Annotated in this window: 19 protein-coding genes; 8 read left to right on the top strand and 11 right to left on the bottom strand. The window is 69.2% G+C overall.

Features of this window, described 5'->3' with window-relative positions; genetic code table 11:
• Positions 1–364: 364 nt before the first annotated feature.
• Both MFF24_RS03445 and MFF24_RS03440 read left to right on the top strand, forming a co-directional pair.
• The gene (locus MFF24_RS03445; RefSeq protein ID WP_238222388.1) at positions 365–925 is read left to right on the top strand and encodes a GbsR/MarR family transcriptional regulator; all 561 of its coding nucleotides are present in this window, start codon (positions 365–367) and stop codon (positions 923–925) included.
• 47 nt (positions 926–972) lie between these two features.
• Complete coding sequence (locus MFF24_RS03440; protein WP_238222386.1) at positions 973–1,671, top strand: DUF4166 domain-containing protein; 699 nt, start codon at positions 973–975, stop codon at positions 1,669–1,671.
• A 3-nt stretch (positions 1,672–1,674) separates the two neighbouring features.
• Here MFF24_RS03440 and rsfS read toward each other — a convergent pair whose 3' ends face one another.
• The 4 genes from rsfS to proB all read right to left on the bottom strand — a co-directional run bounded on the left by rsfS (position 1,675) and on the right by proB (position 5,351).
• Entirely contained in the window at positions 1,675–1,977 is a 303-nt protein-coding gene (gene rsfS / locus MFF24_RS03435; RefSeq protein ID WP_003600601.1) for a ribosome silencing factor, read from the bottom strand.
• Between the two features lie 186 nt (positions 1,978–2,163).
• A complete protein-coding gene (locus MFF24_RS03430) occupies positions 2,164–2,724 on the bottom strand; it encodes a nicotinate-nucleotide adenylyltransferase (protein ID WP_238222898.1) in 561 nt (186 codons plus the stop codon).
• Between the two features lie 55 nt (positions 2,725–2,779).
• Complete coding sequence (locus MFF24_RS03425; RefSeq protein WP_238222384.1) at positions 2,780–4,078, bottom strand: glutamate-5-semialdehyde dehydrogenase; 1,299 nt, start codon at positions 4,076–4,078, stop codon at positions 2,780–2,782.
• A 139-nt stretch (positions 4,079–4,217) separates the two neighbouring features.
• Entirely contained in the window at positions 4,218–5,351 is a 1,134-nt protein-coding gene (gene proB, locus MFF24_RS03420; RefSeq protein ID WP_133088341.1) for a glutamate 5-kinase, read from the bottom strand.
• Positions 5,352–5,707: 356 nt separating this feature from the next.
• Between proB and MFF24_RS03415 the strand changes: the two genes are divergently transcribed.
• Entirely contained in the window at positions 5,708–6,085 is a 378-nt protein-coding gene (locus MFF24_RS03415; RefSeq protein WP_238222383.1) for a response regulator, read from the top strand.
• Positions 6,086–6,121: 36 nt separating this feature from the next.
• Here the strand turns inward: MFF24_RS03415 and MFF24_RS03410 are convergent, their stop codons facing one another.
• The 3 genes from MFF24_RS03410 to ftsE all read right to left on the bottom strand — a co-directional run bounded on the left by MFF24_RS03410 (position 6,122) and on the right by ftsE (position 8,741).
• On the bottom strand, positions 6,122–6,826 hold the full coding sequence (locus MFF24_RS03410) for a YdcF family protein (protein ID WP_238222376.1): 705 nt from the start codon (positions 6,824–6,826) through the stop codon (positions 6,122–6,124).
• 239 nt (positions 6,827–7,065) lie between these two features.
• On the bottom strand, positions 7,066–8,043 hold the full coding sequence (locus MFF24_RS03405; RefSeq protein ID WP_166059721.1) for a cell division protein FtsX: 978 nt from the start codon (positions 8,041–8,043) through the stop codon (positions 7,066–7,068).
• Positions 8,040–8,741 carry a cell division ATP-binding protein FtsE gene (ftsE, locus tag MFF24_RS03400; RefSeq protein ID WP_166059720.1) on the bottom strand — a complete coding sequence of 234 codons (702 nt, stop codon included), beginning with the start codon at positions 8,739–8,741 and terminating at the stop codon, positions 8,040–8,042. Before ftsE ends, MFF24_RS03405 begins: the two co-directional genes overlap by 4 nt.
• A gap of 166 nt (positions 8,742–8,907) precedes the next feature.
• Here ftsE and MFF24_RS03395 point away from each other — a divergent pair, with 166 nt between their 5' ends.
• Positions 8,908–9,654, top strand: coding sequence for a zinc-ribbon domain-containing protein (locus MFF24_RS03395; protein WP_238222368.1), 747 nt, complete (start codon positions 8,908–8,910; stop codon positions 9,652–9,654).
• An 18-nt stretch (positions 9,655–9,672) separates the two neighbouring features.
• Here MFF24_RS03395 and MFF24_RS03390 read toward each other — a convergent pair whose 3' ends face one another.
• Positions 9,673–10,002: a type II toxin-antitoxin system RelE/ParE family toxin gene (locus MFF24_RS03390; RefSeq protein WP_238222365.1), complete on the bottom strand. Its 330-nt coding sequence runs from the start codon at positions 10,000–10,002 to the stop codon at positions 9,673–9,675.
• Positions 9,995–10,279: a ribbon-helix-helix domain-containing protein gene (locus tag MFF24_RS03385; RefSeq protein WP_133088346.1), complete on the bottom strand. Its 285-nt coding sequence runs from the start codon at positions 10,277–10,279 to the stop codon at positions 9,995–9,997. Before MFF24_RS03385 ends, MFF24_RS03390 begins: the two co-directional genes overlap by 8 nt.
• 214 nt (positions 10,280–10,493) lie before the next feature.
• On the opposite strand from MFF24_RS03385, the gene hpt reads away from it, so the two are divergent.
• Both hpt and MFF24_RS03375 read left to right on the top strand, forming a co-directional pair.
• Positions 10,494–11,063 carry a hypoxanthine phosphoribosyltransferase gene (gene hpt / locus MFF24_RS03380; RefSeq protein WP_096485828.1) on the top strand — a complete coding sequence of 190 codons (570 nt, stop codon included), beginning with the start codon at positions 10,494–10,496 and terminating at the stop codon, positions 11,061–11,063.
• Positions 11,064–11,225: 162 nt separating this feature from the next.
• The gene (locus MFF24_RS03375; protein ID WP_003600588.1) at positions 11,226–11,591 is read left to right on the top strand and encodes a response regulator; all 366 of its coding nucleotides are present in this window, start codon (positions 11,226–11,228) and stop codon (positions 11,589–11,591) included.
• A gap of 4 nt (positions 11,592–11,595) precedes the next feature.
• Here the strand turns inward: MFF24_RS03375 and MFF24_RS03370 are convergent, their stop codons facing one another.
• Complete coding sequence (locus MFF24_RS03370) at positions 11,596–12,111, bottom strand: TspO/MBR family protein (protein WP_166059717.1); 516 nt, start codon at positions 12,109–12,111, stop codon at positions 11,596–11,598.
• Between the two features lie 196 nt (positions 12,112–12,307).
• Here MFF24_RS03370 and MFF24_RS03365 point away from each other — a divergent pair, with 196 nt between their 5' ends.
• Together MFF24_RS03365 and MFF24_RS03360 are read left to right on the top strand one after the other, a co-directional pair.
• On the top strand, positions 12,308–13,525 hold the full coding sequence (locus tag MFF24_RS03365) for a trans-sulfuration enzyme family protein (RefSeq protein ID WP_238222364.1): 1,218 nt from the start codon (positions 12,308–12,310) through the stop codon (positions 13,523–13,525).
• Between the two features lie 116 nt (positions 13,526–13,641).
• Entirely contained in the window at positions 13,642–14,106 is a 465-nt protein-coding gene (locus MFF24_RS03360; RefSeq protein ID WP_238222362.1) for a hypothetical protein, read from the top strand.
• 47 nt (positions 14,107–14,153) lie between these two features.
• On the opposite strand, the gene mdoH is transcribed toward MFF24_RS03360, so the two are convergent.
• Positions 14,154–16,088, bottom strand: a complete 1,935-nt coding sequence (gene mdoH, locus MFF24_RS03355; protein WP_238222359.1) for a glucans biosynthesis glucosyltransferase MdoH — start codon at positions 16,086–16,088, stop codon at positions 14,154–14,156.
• Positions 16,089–16,090 lie beyond the last annotated feature (2 nt).

The raw sequence follows: 16,090 nt of genomic DNA, 5'->3' as shown, positions 1-16,090 counted from the left end.
ACGTGGCCTCGCTGAGGCCAAGATGCGAAGATGGCTGTAGGACAAATGGATTTAATCGAACGTAACGTCGTCTGACGGTCCATCCGCGTGTCAATTTAAAATGCGCGATGGCTGTGCTTCCGATGTTGAAGCGAGCGTCCGCATTCGTTTCACCTTTACGTGGAACAAGCAGACGGCTTTACACCTAATGCGGTGGCGGGGTCTGTTTCACCGACCGCCTTCAATCCAACGCTCGCAGTGTCCCCCTAAAGGGTCGCACGCTTTCTTTCGCCCAGACAAGGCGATCCGGTTTTGCGATTCAGCATCCGAGCTTTCACGGACGGGACGGCTTGACATCCATCTCTTTTGGTCTGAAGTTTCTGTCATGACAGAAATTTCAGACCAGCCGCAAAAGCTCGCGCCGGCGGTGGAGCGCTTCATCCTTCACTGGGGCGATCTCGGCGGGCAGTGGGGCGTGAACCGCTCCGTCGCGCAGATCCATGCCCTGCTCTACCTCTCCGACAAGCCGCTGGCGGCGGAGGACATCGCCGGCACGCTCGGTATCGCCCGGTCCAACGTCTCGAATTCGCTGAAGGAGCTCGCGGCCTGGAACCTGATCCGGCGGGTGCCGGTCATGGGCGAGCGGCGCGACTTCTTCGTCGCCGAGACCGACCTGTGGGAGATGGTCACCCGCATCGCCGCCGGCCGCAAGGAGCGGGAGATCGACCCCGCGCTCAAGGCCCTGCGCGAGTGCGTGGCCGAGGCCGAGGGGGATCCGCGGGTCGGGGCCGTGGCCTCCCGGCGTCTCAAGGCGATGCTCGATTTCACCCAGACGCTCGACGGCTGGTACGCGCAGATGCTGAGCGTGCCCCACAACACCCTGGCCAAGCTGATCCGGCTCGGCGGGCGGATCGTCCGCTACCTTCCCGTGAAGTCCGAGCCCTGACCACCGAGGGATTCGCCCTCGGCGAGGATGTTTGAGGAGGCTCTTCGATGCGCAACGCCGCCGAGATGGCCATTCCGGTCAGCGCTCCGGGCCGCCCGGCCGAGCTGTTCGATCTGCGCTTCCGCGCGCTCGTCCCGGAGACCGATTGGGCGCAATTGCCGCCGGCGGTGCGGCGGCGCTTTACCAAGCGGCTCGGCGCCGGGGAAAGCGCGGTCTATGCCGGACGGGTGGTCGAGACAGATCTGACCGCTCTCGGCTGGCTGCTGGCGCAGTTCCTGCGCCTCGTCGGCGCGCCGCTACCGACCGCCCGCATCGCCAATGTGCCGAGCGTCGTCGCCGTCACGCAGGACGGAGCCGGCAGCGGTCAGATCTGGACGCGGCTCTATGCTCGCGGCTCTGGCTTTCCGCAGGCGATCCACTCGGCCAAGCGCTTCCGGGGACCGACCGGACTGGAGGAGCGGGTCGGTGCCGGGCTCGGTATGAGCCTGCGTGTTCTGGTGGAGGATCGGGCGCTCGTCTTCCGCAGCGAGCGCTACTTCATCGACCTGCCGGGGTTCCGCCTGATGCTGCCGTCCTGGCTCACGCCGGGCATCCTGACCGTCAGCCACAGCGAGACCGGAAGCCGCAGCTTCCGCTTCGTGCTGGAGATCCGCCACGCTTGGGCGGGCCGCCTGCTGCGCCAGGAGGCGGAGTTCACGGATCAGACCGAGGCGCGCGACGCGGTGGCCTTCGCCCCGATGCTGTGAGCCTTAGCCCGCGAGGAGGGCGCCCGACGGACGGTCCGCGCCCCAGATCTTCTCGAGGTTGTAGAACCCGCGCACCTCGGGTCGGAAGATGTGGACGAGGATGTCGCCCGCATCGATCAGCACCCAATCGCAGGCCGGCATACCCTCGACGCGGGCATTGCCGAACCCCTTCGCCTTCATCTCTTGGATGATCTTGTCGGCGATCGAGCCGACATGGCGCTGGGAGCGGCCGGACGCGATAATCATCGTGTCGGCGAGCGACGTCTTGCCCGCGAGGTCGATCTCGACGGTTTCCTCGGCCTTCATCTCGTCGAGGCATCCGAGGGCCAGGGCCTTCAGGGCGTCGGAGGAGGCGGACTCGGTGTCGGAGCCGGCGGCTCCCGGCTGAAGGTGTGCGGACAGGGTCTCGTTTCCCGGCAATCGGTTTGTGGCGACGCCGCCACGCGCTGAAATTGGCGGCTTTCGGCCGGCTTTTCAAGCGGGCGTAACGCCCTACGCACCCGTCCGCAACGCAGTCGAGGACAGTTCGGAGCGCGGACCGTGCAGGAAGGTCCAGGCCGGCGGCCGGCGTCCGGCGAGCGTCACCGCCTCGCTCTCCGGAATTCGCGCCGCCGCGAAGGCCCGTGCCGCTCGCGCCGCCGGGGCCTTCAGGGTGTGACCCGGCCGGTCGATCACCGCGACAGGCATCAGCGCCAGGATCTCCTCGAAGCGGCGCCAGCGATGCAGAGAACCGAGCGAATCCGCCCCCATGATCCACACGAAATGGACGTTCGGCCGGCGTCGGACCAGCCAGCGCAGGGTGTCGGCGGTGTAGCGGCTGCCGATCCCCGCCTCGAAGCCGGTGACGGCAATGCGGGGGACGGCCGCGAGCGCCCGCGCCCGCGCCACGCGCTCCTCCAGCGGTGCGAGCAGGCCGTGATCCTTGAGCGGATTACCGGGCGTGACGAGCCACCAAACCCAGTCGAGCCGCAGGCGTCGCAGGGCGGTGCGGCTGACATGCAGGTGCCCGGCATGTGCCGGGTTGAACGAGCCGCCGTAGAGGCCGACCCGCAGGCCGGGCACGACCGGCGGAAGTGCGAGTTCGCGCAGGGGAGCCGCCGTCAGCCCGTCACGGCCGCGTCTGGCCGCTGCCGTGAACCCGGTACTTGAACGTGGTGAGCTGCTCGACGCCGACCGGTCCGCGGGCGTGCATCCGGCCGGTGGCGATGCCGATCTCGGCGCCGAAGCCGAACTCGCCGCCATCGGCGAACTGCGTCGAGGCGTTGTGCGTCACGATCGCCGAATCGACCTCGTTGAGGAAGCGCGCGGCGGCCTCGGTGTCGTCGGTAATGATCGCATCGGTGTGGTGCGAGCCGTTGGCCTCGATATGACTGATCGCGGCGTCGATCCCGTCGACCACCTTCGCCGAGATGATCGCGTCGAGATACTCGGTCCGCCAATCCGCCTCGTCGGCGGGCGTCACCCGCGGATCGACCCCTTGCGTCTCCGCGTCGCCGCGCACGGCGCAGCCGGCTTCGAGCAAGGCCTCGACCAGCGGCTTGAGATGAGTCTTGGCCACCGCCGCATCGACCAGGAGCGTCTCGGCGGCACCGCAGATACCGGTGCGGCGCATCTTGCTGTTGAGGAGGATGGTGCGGGCCATGCCGAGGTCGGCGCCCTCGGCGACGTAGACGTGGCAGATGCCGTCGAGATGAGCGAAAACTGGCACCTTGGCCTCGGCCTGGACCCGCTCCACGAGGCTGCGCCCGCCGCGGGGCACGATCACGTCGACACAGCCGCCGAGACCGGTGAGCATCAGGCCGACCGCGGCGCGATCGCGGGTCGGCACGAGCTGGATCGCGTCCGCCGGCAGACCTGCGCGGGCGAGGCCCTCGCTCATCGCCGCGGCGATGGCGGTCGCGGTGCGGTGGGAATCCGAGCCCGCGCGCAGAATCGCGGCATTGCCGGCCTTGAGGCAGAGTGCGCCGGCATCGGCCGTCACGTTGGGGCGGCTCTCGAAGATGACGCCGACGACGCCGAGCGGCACCGAGATGCGCTCGATCAGCAGGCCGTTCGGCCGCTCGAAGGCGGCGAGCTGGCGCCCGACCGGATCGGGCAGACCCGCGACCTTCTCCACCGCCTCGGCGATGGCCGCGACCCGGCTCTCGTCCAGGGTCAGCCGGTCGATGATCGCCTTGGTCTGACCCGCGGCCTGCGCGGCGGAGACATCCCTTGCGTTCTCGCGCAGGATCGCCGGAGCGCTGACGCGGATCTGCTCGGCGATGGCCCGCAGCGCCAGATCCTTGGTCTGCGCCGGGGCGAGCGCCATCGCTCGGCCGGCGGCGCGCGCGCGCTTGCCGATGCCGGCCATCAGCGTATCGAGGTCGTCGGAATCCGCGAAACCGGACTTGAGATTCAGGACAGGCACGTTCCTGCTTCCTGTCTGCCGCCGATCTGGCGGCGCGATTGGGCATTTGAGTGCATATGCACCCTCCTGCGCCCCTTTGCACATCGCCTTGGGGTTGAACAAGCGTCGATGTTAACTTGGTCTACTGGAACAGGTCGCGTCAGGTTCCGATCATGGCGAGATCGTCGCGGTGGATCATCTCCGTGCGTCCGGCCTGAACTGACGCGGCGGCAATCTCGCGGCTTGAGCGTCCGATGATCGCGGCGGCATCCGCGCTGTCGTAGGCGACGAGGCCCCGCCCCAGGATGCGCCCTTCCGGCCCTCGGATCAGCACGGTATCGCCCTTGGCGAAGCTGCCTTCGATGGCGGTGACGCCCACCGGTAGAAGGCTCGCCCCGCCCGCGAGCGCGCGGGCGGCGCCGGCATCGACCACCAGCGTCCCGGACGCTTCCAGAGAACCGGCGATCCAGGTCTTGCGCGCGGCGGTGGGGGTCGAGCCTGACAGGAACCACGTGCAGCGCCCGCCTTCGCGGACGACGCGCAGCGGGTTCTTTCCGCGGCCGTCGGCGATGACCATGTGGGTCCCGCCGCTCGCGGCGATCTTGGCGGCCTCGACCTTGGTGCGCATGCCGCCGCGGGACAGTTCGGAGGCGGGGCCGCCCGCCATCGCCTCGATCTCCGGCGTCACCCGCTCGACCACCGGAAGGTGGCGCGCCTGCGGATCGCTGTGGGGCGGTGCGGTGTAGAGGCCGTCGATGTCGGAGAACAGCACCAGCACGTCGGCGCCGATCATGGTGGCGACGCGCGCCGCCAGCCGGTCGTTGTCGCCGTAGCGGATCTCGGCGGTGGCCACCGTGTCGTTCTCGTTGACGACCGGAACCGCACGCACTTCCAGCAGCTTCTGCACGGTCGCGCGGGCGTTGAGGTAGCGGCGACGCTCCTCGGTGTCCTTGGGCGTCACCAGCACCTGGCCCGCGACGATGTCGTGGTGGCCGAGCGCCTCGGTCCAGTAGCGGGCGAGCGCGATCTGCCCGACCGCTGCTGAGGCCTGACTCTCCTCCAGGCGCAGCGCTCCGGGGGGAAGTCCCAGCACCGTGCGCCCGAGGGCGATCGCACCGGAGGAAACGACCACCACGTCGACGCCACGACCGTGCAGGTCGGCGATGTCTTCGGCGAGCGCGGCGAGCCACGCGTGGCGCAGGCGCCCGCGCGCACGATCCACGAGGAGAGCCGAGCCCACCTTCACGACGACGCGGCGGAAATCTTCGAGTGCGGGCGGGCGGACCAGGGTCATGCGACAGTCGGGACGAGGGCGAGGCGGACAGGAGACGACGCGCCTCCTGTGCATGAACCGTCCCGTCTTGGCCAGATCCTCGGCCAGATCCATAGAGCCCGCGTACCCCTCACAAGCCTTCCGCCGAACCGCCTTCGCAGAGCAGGAAGAGGCGGCGTCATGGGTCTCGTGCGGCGCTCGAAGGGGACCTGTCCCGACCCGGACACATGCGACTTCTGCGCGCCGGCTGCACGAAGCGATGGTGCGCAAGAGACAGCTATCCCACCCCTATCGCCGGCAATTGATTGGCGCTGCCAAAAAATCGCGCGCATGCAGGAATGGCCCGCACCCAGCGGAACTAGATCCCAGGGAGTGCCATGGTGTCGGACAGGGACCTCCTCGGCCGCAGCGTCCTGATCGCCGAGGACGATTACTTCTGGGCCGACGAGCTTCGTGGCGGTTTGCGGAGCGCCGGGGCGATCGTCCTCGGCCCGTTCGCGACCGTCGGGGCCGCCCTGACGCTCGTCGAATCGCCGGCGATCGTGGACGGCGCGATTCTCAACATCGATCTCCGGGGGGAGCGCTCTTACGCCGTCGCCGATCGACTGATCGCGCGGGCGGTGCCGCTCCTGATCGTGACCGGGTACGATGAAGCCGCCTTGCCCGCGCGTTACGCCGGAGTGAGACGGCTCGAGAAGCCGGTCTGCGTCAGGACCGTGCTGGAGGCGATGCTCTCGCTTCGGCCGCTCCTGTGACCGATGCATCGGGCGGGCCCAACGAACGCCTCACGATCAGTTCGTCTCGCGCAGAAGGCGCTCGGCGACGACTTTGACCGGCGGGCGGCGGCCGATCAGCACGGCGAAGCGCGACTGCTCCGGGTCGGACTCCACTTGAGTCCGCGCCCAGGCGATGAGAAACTTGAGATACTCGGCCCCGAGTAGGCGCGTGACCGACGGATCCGCCCACCATCGCCCGAGATCGAGCCCGTCGGCAACGACCGGGTAAGGAATCAGCGTCTCGCCATCGCGCAGGGCATGCCGCAATTCCACGAGCGTGCGGGGCATGTGGTAGCTCGACGTCACGACCGCGACGGTCTCGAACCGGTGGCGCCGCATCCAGCGCCGCGTCTCGATGGCGTTCCCGATGGTGTTGCGTGCCCGGTAATCGAGATCGACGCAGCAGGTGATCCACTGCTCCTGGGACGGGTTGAGCCGGACGATCTCGTCGCGGGTCGTGCGCTCGTTGACGCCGGAGATCAGGAGCCGCTTTCCGTGGCCGGCCGCGAGCAGGTCGATGGCGTCGCCGACACGCTGCGAGCCACCGGTCATGGCAACGATGCCGTCGACGCCGTCCAGGCTCGGCCGCTCCGCCTGCTCGACCATGGCGACGAAGGCAAGGAAGCCGCCCGCCAGCGCCAGCATGCCAAGAACGGCGAGACCGACGACGACTTGAAGGAGGCGGATGCCGCGCCGGGACGGCGCGCGTTCCTTAGGCATCCGGACGGAGGCGGTCTGCGGCGCGGCCCGATCCGACAGCGCCGCCCATGGCCAACCGAGCGCCTCGCAAGCGGCATCGGAGTCGGAGCGGATCGGGAGCCGGCCGGGGCCGCTCGCCTGTCGGCGTGGCGCTCGCGGAAACATCTCGGACGAAACAGGCGCTCATGACGATGTCGGTGCCGGGACTCTCGGTTCCGAATGGTTGTCGAAAGGTTAACGGTTCGATCCCGCTCCGAATCCTACCGGAGGAAGCGGCGCACCGTGAACCGCGACACGGCCGCCGTGACGAGGGAGGCGACCACACCGATGAACACGATGACCGCGTAACCCTGCCAGCCGATCTGGAACGTGCCGAACAGCGCCTCGATCTCCTCGCCTGCCGGGCCCGAACGCCACATCCGGGCGAGGAGGCCGGCCAGCGCGCAGGTCAGCAGCGCGGCGCCGGCACCCAACGCCCCACCCCTCAGCCCGAGGCGGAAGAAGCGACTCTGAAACGCCTTGGCGATGTAGTCGTCGTCCGCACCCACGAAATGCAGCACTTCCACCACCTCGCGATTGCCCGCCATGGCGCCGCGCGTCGCGAAGACCACGGCGAGACCTGTGGCGAACAGCACGAGGAGGACGATGCCGATGCCGATGCCGGCGAAGGTGTTGGCCATGGTGGAGAGCCGCTGGAGCCACAAGGCATGATCGTCGAGGCTCGCCACACCCGGCAGCGCCGCAGTGAGCGCGGTGCGCAGGGCCGCAAGGTCGGCAGCGCGGTCGCTCGCGAGCGTCAGCGCGATCAGGCGCGGAACCGGCAGGTCCGACAGATCGAGGCCGCTGCCGAGCCAGGGTTCGAGCAGTCGCTCCGACTCCGCCTTGGTGAAGATGCGCGCGCCGGCAATGCCGGGTGCGGCCCGCGCTAGGCTCTCCGCCTGCCGCACATCAGCCTCGATGTCGCGCCCGGCGCTCGGGCGGACCTGCACCGTCACTTCCTGCGCGACGCTGCTCTGCCACTGGCCGGCGCTGGAGACGGCGATCTCCGCCGCACCGGCGCAGAGCGCGGCGAGGAAGGTGAGGATGGCGATGACGGCCGCGAGCGCCCGGCTCGCGGCGGAATCGGTCGGCACCAAAGGCGCGTTGCGGCGCAGGTTGGCCGGAAGAGCCGGCTCCGGGGGAGACGCCGCCCGGGCCGGGCTTGCGTCGCTTCGCGAGGGCGCGCGCACGTCGCTCATGGGCCCTCCACCCGCAGACGGCCCTCGGCCAGCACCATGCGGCGCGCCTCGACGAGATCCATCAGGCTGTAATCGTGAGTGGCGATCACCACGGAAGTGCCGAGCCGGTTCAACTCCATGAACAGCCGCAGCAGGCGTCGGGCGAGGCTCGGATCGACATTGCCGGTCGGCTCATCGGCCAGAAGCAGTTCCGGACGCGCGATCAGCGCGCGCGCGATTGCCGCGCGCTGCTTCTCGCCGCCCGACAGCAGAGGCGGCAGGACGTGCATGCGCTCGCCCAGGCCGACCCAGCGCAGCAGCTCGACGACCTCCGCCCGGTAGCTCGCCTCCGACCGCTCCTGCACACGCAGGGGCAGCGCCACGTTCTCGTAGGTCGTGAGGTGATCGAGCAGGCGGAAATCCTGGAACACCACGCCCATGCGGCGGCGCAAGCCCGTGAGCGCGTCGTTCGAGATGCCGCTCACTTCCTTGCCGAAGATCGAGACGAGGCCGCGGGTGGGGCGGACCGAGAGTAGGATCAGGCGCAGCAGCGTCGTCTTGCCGGCCCCCGAAGGCCCGGTGAGAAACTGGAACGAGTGCGGCGCGATCTCGAAGCTGACATCCGACAGCACCTCCGATCCGAGGCCGTAGCGCATGCCGACGCTCTCGAACCGGACGACGGGCTCCTCCGCGCCGGACAGGAGGCTGCCCGTTTTCATCCCAGCCGACAACGCCCGCTCACTCCACGCTCTGTGCCCGACACAGGACTCCTGTGCCGTACTCAACTTCACGACCGGTTAACCACACTCGGGGACAACGTTTGTGTCCTTTTCGAGAGCGCGGCAACCCGCTGCCGGGACCTGAGACCGACGCGGCCCCATCGTCATGTTGATCGTCTGCCCGGCCTGCGCCAGCGAGTATCGCATCGATGCCGAGCGCGTCGGAACCAGCGGGCGCTCGGTGCGCTGCGCGGCCTGCCGCGAGACTTGGTTCATCTCGGCCGACGAGGTCGTCGCCGCCATGTTCGACGAGATGGCGGCCGAGGACGAGCCCGCTTCGCCTCCGCCGCAGGATCCCGCGCCCACTCCCGAGGCCCCCGTCGAGGAGCCCGTGCGGCGTTCGCGTCCGGCGGCTGCGAAGGCGGGGCGGCGCGGCAAGCCGAAGAAGGCCCGCCGGCTCTCACCGGCGCTGGCCGCCTGCCTCGTTCTGGCCGCCGCCCTGCCGCTGGTACTCCTCGGCCGTGCCACCGTCGTGCGGGCAATGCCACAGACCGCCGGGCTGTTCGCCCGCGTGGGCCTGCCGGTGAATCTGCGCGGCATCGACCTCTCCGACGTCGCCGCCTTCCAGGTGCCGGCCGAGGGTAGCAACCCCGCGCGGCTCATCGTGGAAGGCGACCTCGTCTCCGTTGGTCGGGAGCGCGTCGACGTCCCGCCGATCGAGGTCGAGGTGCGCGACGCCGAGGGACAGCCGCTCTACCGCTGGAGCGTGCCGGGGCCGCGTTCCGCGCTGGAGCCCGGCGAGCGGGCGCGGTTCAAGGCAAGTCTCTCCGCCCCGCCCGAGAAGGGGCGTCAGATCGAGGTGCGTTTCGCGGGTAAGCTCGCCGGCGAGGGCGCGGGACCGGGCGAACATTGATAGGCGCGTCTTGCGGAGCTAATCGTCGCCGTCCGGCGAAGGGCTGCGGTAGAGCGCTTCGAAGTCTCGGCCGCCGTAGAAGACATTGACGATGCGCACCCAGTCGGCCTCGACCCGGTATGCGATGACGGCTGAATGCTCGAACGGCACCGTGTGCAGGCCGGGCTCCAGATCGTCCCGAGGGCGACCGCCATGGGTCGCGTCGCCGATCCGGCCGCACCGATCTCTGATCCGGCGCACGAATCCTCGCGCGACGGGCAGGTTCTGGCTCAGACGCAGCACCGTACGGAAGATGTCGGCCAGGTCGGCCACCGCGTCGGGTTGGAATTCGACGCGCAGCCTACGCACGATCGGATCCCTGCTCGGCCTCGGCGAACAAGGCCTCCAGATGTGCCTCGACGTCCTCGAAGCTGAGCGCCGGCCGCGGATCATCCAGCGAGCGGCGGATGCGGGCACGGATGACGTTGAGGCGCTCGGCGTCCTCCTGACGCTGGCGCTGCCAGAGCCGCACGGCGTCGCGCAGGACTTCGCTGGTCGAGGCGTACTCGCCGGCGGCGACGCTCTCGCGCACCGCCCGAAGCTGCTCGGGCGTCATGGTGATGCTGATCTTCTCGGCGGATTGCATGTTCGAGCCTCCGACTGTGACGACGAACGGAGTAGCATAAAATCCGACCCGCCGTCTGCGGATGCCGTTGCTCCTGGCTCGCCGATATCAACGTCTGTCCCCGCTCAGCCGGCCTGCGACGCTGGCGGAGGCGACCGCGCATGATATGGTGGGGAACGGGACGGCCGAGGGCGGCCCGTGCCGTCGAGAAGCCAGCGACAACAGCAAGAGCCGCATGAGCACCGCATCGAAACGCGTCCGCGTCCTGTTCGACGAGGCAGCGATCGCCAAGCGCAACGAGGAGTTGGCGGCCGAGATCGTCGCGGCCAAGCCCGAGAATCTGCTCGTCGTCGCCGTGCTCAAAGGCAGCTTCATGTTCGCCGCCGACCTGTTGCGCGCGCTGCATCGGGCCGGGCTCTCGCCGCAGGTCGAGTTCGTGCATCTGTCGAGCTACCGCACTTCCACCGTCTCCTCCGGGCAGGTGGAGATCCTGCGCGACGTCCAGAGCGAGGTGCGCGGGCGGGACGTGCTGCTGATCGACGACATCCTCGAATCCGGCCGCACGGTCGTTTTCGCCAAGGATCTGCTGATGGCGCGCGGGGCCAAGCGTGTCCTCACCGCCGTTCTCCTGGAAAAGCCCGGCAAGCGCGCAGTCACGATCGACGCCGATTTCGTCGGCTTTACCTGCCCGGATGTGTTCGTGGTCGGCTACGGCATGGATGCGGCCCATGCATTTCGCCAGCTCCCCTTTGTCGGCCTCGTCGATTACGACAGCAGCGACGCGGATTTGTTCGGCGGCACCTGACCCGGAGCCAGTCCGGCAAATTCCTGATAACTTCGCGACACTTGCCGGAAATTGCCCGCGGAGGGAACTCTGTCGGCGCAGACGGCTTGACAGGCCACGCTTCCGCACGGTCACTCGGGCGCAGCGATCCACATCGTAAGGACTGGTAGAGGACGCCCGACCATGGCGCGCATCCTGCTCGTGGATGACGAGGATACGGTTCGCGGCTTCCTCAAGCGCGGGCTGGAACTGGACGGTCACACCGTCGTCACGGCCATCGACGGCAGTGACGGCCTCGATCGCCTGTCGGAGGCGGGCGGCGGCTTCGACCTGATGCTGACCGACATCCGCATGCCCTTGATGGACGGCATCGCGCTCTCGCTCGCGGCCAAGCGCGACTACCCCGATCTGACGATCCTGCTGATGACGGGCTTCGCCGACCAGCGCGAGCGCGCCCGCGGCCTCGACGCCATCGTCACCGACGTGCTGACCAAGCCGTTCTCGCTGGCCGATCTGCGCTCGACGGTGACGCGGGCGCTGGCCGCCTGACGCCTCAATTCATCTGCCAGATCGTGCCGTTCAGCAGACAGGCGAACGCCACCCAGGCGGCGTAGGGCACGAGCAGCCACGCGGCCGGCCGGTCGAAGCGCCACGACAGGCGGATCGTCCACAGGATCATGATCAGCATGGCGAGCGCGACGATCAGCGCCAGGCCGAGCTGGTGAGCGGCGAAGAAGACCGGCGTCCAGGCGGCGTTGAGCGCGAGTTGGGCAGCAAAGGCGGCCAGCGCCAGCCACCAAGCCTTACGGGCCGGGCCCGGTACCGGGCGGGCGCCGAGCAGGCGCCAGAGCGAGATCGCGATCAGCGTGTAGAGGATGGTCCAGGCCAGCGGAAACACCCAATTCGGTGGGTTGAAGGCCGGCTTGCGGATCGTCGTGTACCATTCCTCGATATTGGAGCCGGTCGAGAGCGTGCCCACCGCCGTCACCAAGACGACCGGGAGGATCGCGGCGGCGAGCCGCGGGATCGGCGGCAGGGCCGGCCGTTCGGGAATGTCCAGGGCGCTCATGCGCTGCGCAAAGCTCCGTCGCTCATCGTCCCGCCTTGCCCGCTCCGTCGGATTCGCTCAAGCCCGCCCTGGAGCATCGTCCCGGATCCGATATCCGGGACGATGCTCTCTTCTCCTGTTTTTGCATCGTCCTGTCCCGAAAGCCGGCGGCCACCTTTCGGGACGATGCTCTGGCCGATCCTGAACGAGGAAACCCATGAGCCGGTCCAACGCGCCTCACGGCGATTCCGATGCAACCGCAACGCACGGGCTGTCGCCTGAGGCCTGGAGCCCCCGCACGCTGGCGGCCCAGGCGCTCGGCCGGATCGATCCGGTGACGCGGGCGGTGGTGCCGCCGCTCCACCTCTCGACCACCTACCTGCGCGATCCCGACAACGCCTATCGCTCCGGCTTCTCCTACGCCCGCCCCGACAACGCCACGACACGGGAGGCTGAGGCGGTCATCGCCGCGCTCGAAGCCGCGGAGGCGGGCGCGCTTTTATTCGGCTCAGGCATGGCGGCCGCGGCGGCCTTGTTCTGCGCCTTGGAGCGGGGCGACCACGTGATCGCACCCGAGGTCATGTACTGGGGTCTGCGCCGCTGGCTGCGGCAGGAGGCGCCGCGCCTCGATCTCGCAGTCGATTTCGTTCCGATGCAGGATCCGGAGGCCGTGCGCGCCGCGATCCGGCCGGGCCGGACCCGGCTCGTCTGGATCGAAACGCCGGGCAACCCGCTCTGCACGATCACCGACATTGCCCGCGTCGCCGAGATCGCCCGCGCGGCCGGCGCCCGCGTCGCGGTCGATTCGACGGCCGCGAGCCCGATCCACACCCGGCCGCTGACGCTCGGGGCCGACATCGTGATGCACTCAGCCACGAAGATCTTGAACGGCCATTCCGATGTCGTCGCCGGCGTTCTGGCCGGCGCGCGCAAGGATGCGTTCTGGGAGCGCCTCACCGCGATCCGTGGGGGGTGGGGCGCGATCCTCGGACCGTTCGAGGCCTACCTGCTGATGCGGGGCCTGCGCACCCTGCCCCTGCGCGCCACCGCCCAGAGCGCCGGGGCGCTGAAGTTGGCGCAGCGACTGACGGCGCATCCGCTTGTGAGCGCGGTGCTCTATCCCGGCCTGCCCGATCATCCCGGCCACGCCGTCGCGGCGCGACAGATGGAGGGCGGCTTCGGCTACATGCTCTCGATCCGCGTCGCCGGCGGCGAAGCGGCGGCAATCGACACCGCAGCGCGGGTGGCGCTTTGGAAGCGGGCCACCTCTCTCGGCGGCGTGGAGAGCCTCATCGAGCACCGCGCTTCGGTGGAGGGACCGGGCACCCCCTGCCCGCCCGATCTGCTGCGCCTTTCCACCGGCATCGAAGATCCGGACGACCTGTTTCGCGATCTCGACGCTGCGCTGACCGGCGCGCACGGCGCGGTGGGCTGAAGCTTCTGAACGGAAGCCCTCTGAAATTTGTGGAGGGCGTTCGTGCGGTTGCGGCTTTCGTGCGTTGTCGCGGCGACGAGCCCCGAGCCGGGAGGCGCACCGTTATGACGAACCGCATGACGAACCGTAAGCCGATCCTTCTCGCAGCCCTTGCGCTCGGCCTCGTCTCCGGGACGGTACGGGCTGCGGATGGACCGCCGGTGCTCGATGTCGAGGCGACCTGCAAATCCGCCGAGCGGGTGCAGAAAACGCTCAGCGACAATGCGAGCAAGGATGCCTGCCTCAACTCGGAGCGCAGTGCCGAGACCGATCTGAAGAAGCGTTGGGGCCAGTTCCCGCCCTCGGCGAAGTCGCAGTGCACGCAGCAATTTCAGGCCGGCGGTTTTCCGTCCTACGTGGAGCTGCTGACCTGTCTCGAACTGGCGAGCGGGGCGGTGCCGACGCAGCCGGGCATGGATCAGCCGACTAGGTCCGATGTCGGCGGCGGACGGAGTGGCGGCCGGAAGGAGGGAAGTACCCTCACCCGCGAGCCTGCCCCCACGCAGCGCACCAACCCGATCGAGGTTCTGGAAAACAAGTAACCCTCGCCGCCTCCGACTGTGGGACTCAGCGAGGGGGAGCGGGCGGCTCAGCGCAGCGTCGGCGCGCTGGTCTCCTCAATGGTAACCGGCAGCCAAGGAGCCGTCGTGCCGCCCAACGCGGACGGCTCGGCGCCGGCGGTGCGGCTGTGATGTAGTTCGAGCAGTTCCGGCGCCGGGCGCGTGTCGTCTTCCGTCAGGAACAGGCCGCGCGCCTTCGAGCCCAGGCCGAGGCGGGTGCTGCTGGTGAACACGCTCTGCGCCGGGCTCGTCAGAAGGGCGATGGCGACCGGTGCCATCCACAGGGCAAGCCAGGGACTGCCGGAAAAGGCGAGCAGCACCGCCAGCGCCCCGCCCGCCGCGACGGCATCGCTCTGGAGTCGGAACGCTTCGCCCCACGGCACGGAGCGGTCGTCGCGGGACTGCGCGTCCCAGCGCACCACCCGGCCGACCAGCGTCGTCAACACGGCGCCCGCCGCGAAAAGCGCCATCACCGGCCAGAGTAGGACCCAGATTGCCTGTTCAAGCGCGGCGCTCACGAGCAGCGAGCGGGTGCCGCCGAAATCGGCCCGGCGCTGGGGCGAGGCCAGTACGTAGCCGAGGCTGAGGAGCTTGGGCAGCGCCATGATCGCGATGACGAGGGCAGCGAGTGACCAGGCCGCCGCGTTGCCACCATCGAGCCCATAGCCGATCAGCCCGAGTTCGCCGGAGCGCGCCGCCTGCCACGTGCCGAGGCCGAGGAAGGCGATCCAGAGCGGGTAGACGCAATAGCCGAGGATGCCGACGCCGAGATGCCATCGGCTCGCGCCGAGCAGACCCTTCATCGGCAGCACGCGGATGTGCTGCAGGTTGCCCTGGCACCAGCGCCGCTCACGCCCGAGTAGGTCGATGAGGTTGGTCGGCATCTCCTCCCAGGTGCCGCCCATTTCCGGCAGCAGGCGCACTTCCCAGCCGGCTCGGCGCAGGAGGGCGCCCTCGACGATGTCGTGGCAGAGAATCTCGCCGCCGAGTGGCGGCCGGCCGGAGAGCACCGGAAGCTCGGCGTTGTTGGCGAACGCCTCGATCCGCAGGATCGCGTTGTGCCCCCAATAGGACCCGTCCGGCCCCTGCCACGTCTCCAGGCAGCGCAGGGACAGCGGCGCGTAGAGGCGCACGGCGAATTGCTGGATGCGGGCGAACAGGGTGTCGCGGCCGGCGGCATACGAGACGGTCTGGATCAGGCCGGTGCGCGGATTCTCCTCCATCAGCCGGGCCAGCCGACGCATGGCGGCGCCGGTCATCAGGCTGTCGGCGTCGAGTACGATCATGAAATCGTATTCGTGCCCGTAAGTCTGGCAGAACTCGGCGATGTTGCCCGCCTTGCGGCCCGTGTTCTCGGTCCGGCGGCGGTAGCGGATGCGCGGCATGCCGCGGCCCTCGCGCTCGGCCCAGGCCTGGATGCGGGCGAATTCGTGCTCCTCGACTGCGCTGATCGCGCCCTCACGGGTGTCGGAGAGGACGAAGATGTCGATGTCCGAACCGTTGCCGCCTTCGCGCTGGAGAGAGCGGGCCATGACCCGGATCGCCGCGAATACGGCGATCGGATCCTCGGCGTGGATCGCCACCACTGCGGCCGTGCGGCTGAGACCGGTCGGGCGGGTGGAGATGGTCGCGGCGCGCCGCTCGAGCGGCGAGAGGGCCCGGTCCCCCATCAGCGCGGCGATGAACCCGTAGAGATACTGCCAGGCGGTGAAGGATTGCCAGGCCATCAGCACCACGAAGAGGCCGAGCACGGTGCGGCCGAGCCACGTCTCCGGCAAGCCGTAGGCGGCGAGCGCCAGGGCGGCGATGGCGGCAGCGGTGGCGAGTGTCGGTCCGGCCAGGGCGAGACGGCGCAACCGAAACGAGGCCGGCCGAGGGGCGGGGCCCGCGCCCCTCGGGTGGGTTTCACCCCCGGCCCCCGTCTCGACGGAGCGTTCCGCCTGCGGCAAGTCTGGGCTGGACATGA

The sequence above is a fragment of the Methylorubrum aminovorans genome (assembly GCF_022179725.1).
Classification (GTDB): Bacteria; Pseudomonadota; Alphaproteobacteria; order Rhizobiales; family Beijerinckiaceae; genus Methylobacterium; species Methylobacterium aminovorans.
This window is presented reverse-complemented; position numbering and strand designations above follow the sequence as displayed.

Excerpts from the sequence above, each read along its gene's own strand:
- MFF24_RS03445 (WP_238222388.1), top strand. The coding sequence starts at position 365 with ATGACAGAAATTTCAGACCAGCCGCAAAAGCTCGCGCCGGCGGTGGAG.
- MFF24_RS03440 (WP_238222386.1), top strand. The coding sequence starts at position 973 with ATGCGCAACGCCGCCGAGATGGCCATTCCGGTCAGCGCTCCGGGCCGC.
- rsfS (WP_003600601.1), bottom strand. The coding sequence starts at position 1,977 with ATGAAGGCCGAGGAAACCGTCGAGATCGACCTCGCGGGCAAGACGTCG.
- proB (WP_133088341.1), bottom strand. The coding sequence starts at position 5,351 with ATGACCCTGGTCCGCCCGCCCGCACTCGAAGATTTCCGCCGCGTCGTC.
- MFF24_RS03415 (WP_238222383.1), top strand. The coding sequence starts at position 5,708 with ATGGTGTCGGACAGGGACCTCCTCGGCCGCAGCGTCCTGATCGCCGAG.
- MFF24_RS03410 (WP_238222376.1), bottom strand. The coding sequence starts at position 6,826 with ATGCCTAAGGAACGCGCGCCGTCCCGGCGCGGCATCCGCCTCCTTCAA.
- MFF24_RS03405 (WP_166059721.1), bottom strand. The coding sequence starts at position 8,043 with ATGAGCGACGTGCGCGCGCCCTCGCGAAGCGACGCAAGCCCGGCCCGG.
- ftsE (WP_166059720.1), bottom strand. The coding sequence starts at position 8,741 with ATGAAAACGGGCAGCCTCCTGTCCGGCGCGGAGGAGCCCGTCGTCCGG.
- MFF24_RS03395 (WP_238222368.1), top strand. The coding sequence starts at position 8,908 with ATGTTGATCGTCTGCCCGGCCTGCGCCAGCGAGTATCGCATCGATGCC.
- MFF24_RS03385 (WP_133088346.1), bottom strand. The coding sequence starts at position 10,279 with ATGCAATCCGCCGAGAAGATCAGCATCACCATGACGCCCGAGCAGCTT.
- hpt (WP_096485828.1), top strand. The coding sequence starts at position 10,494 with ATGAGCACCGCATCGAAACGCGTCCGCGTCCTGTTCGACGAGGCAGCG.
- MFF24_RS03375 (WP_003600588.1), top strand. The coding sequence starts at position 11,226 with ATGGCGCGCATCCTGCTCGTGGATGACGAGGATACGGTTCGCGGCTTC.
- MFF24_RS03370 (WP_166059717.1), bottom strand. The coding sequence starts at position 12,111 with ATGAGCGCCCTGGACATTCCCGAACGGCCGGCCCTGCCGCCGATCCCG.
- MFF24_RS03365 (WP_238222364.1), top strand. The coding sequence starts at position 12,308 with ATGAGCCGGTCCAACGCGCCTCACGGCGATTCCGATGCAACCGCAACG.
- MFF24_RS03360 (WP_238222362.1), top strand. The coding sequence starts at position 13,642 with ATGACGAACCGTAAGCCGATCCTTCTCGCAGCCCTTGCGCTCGGCCTC.
- mdoH (WP_238222359.1), bottom strand. The coding sequence starts at position 16,088 with ATGTCCAGCCCAGACTTGCCGCAGGCGGAACGCTCCGTCGAGACGGGG.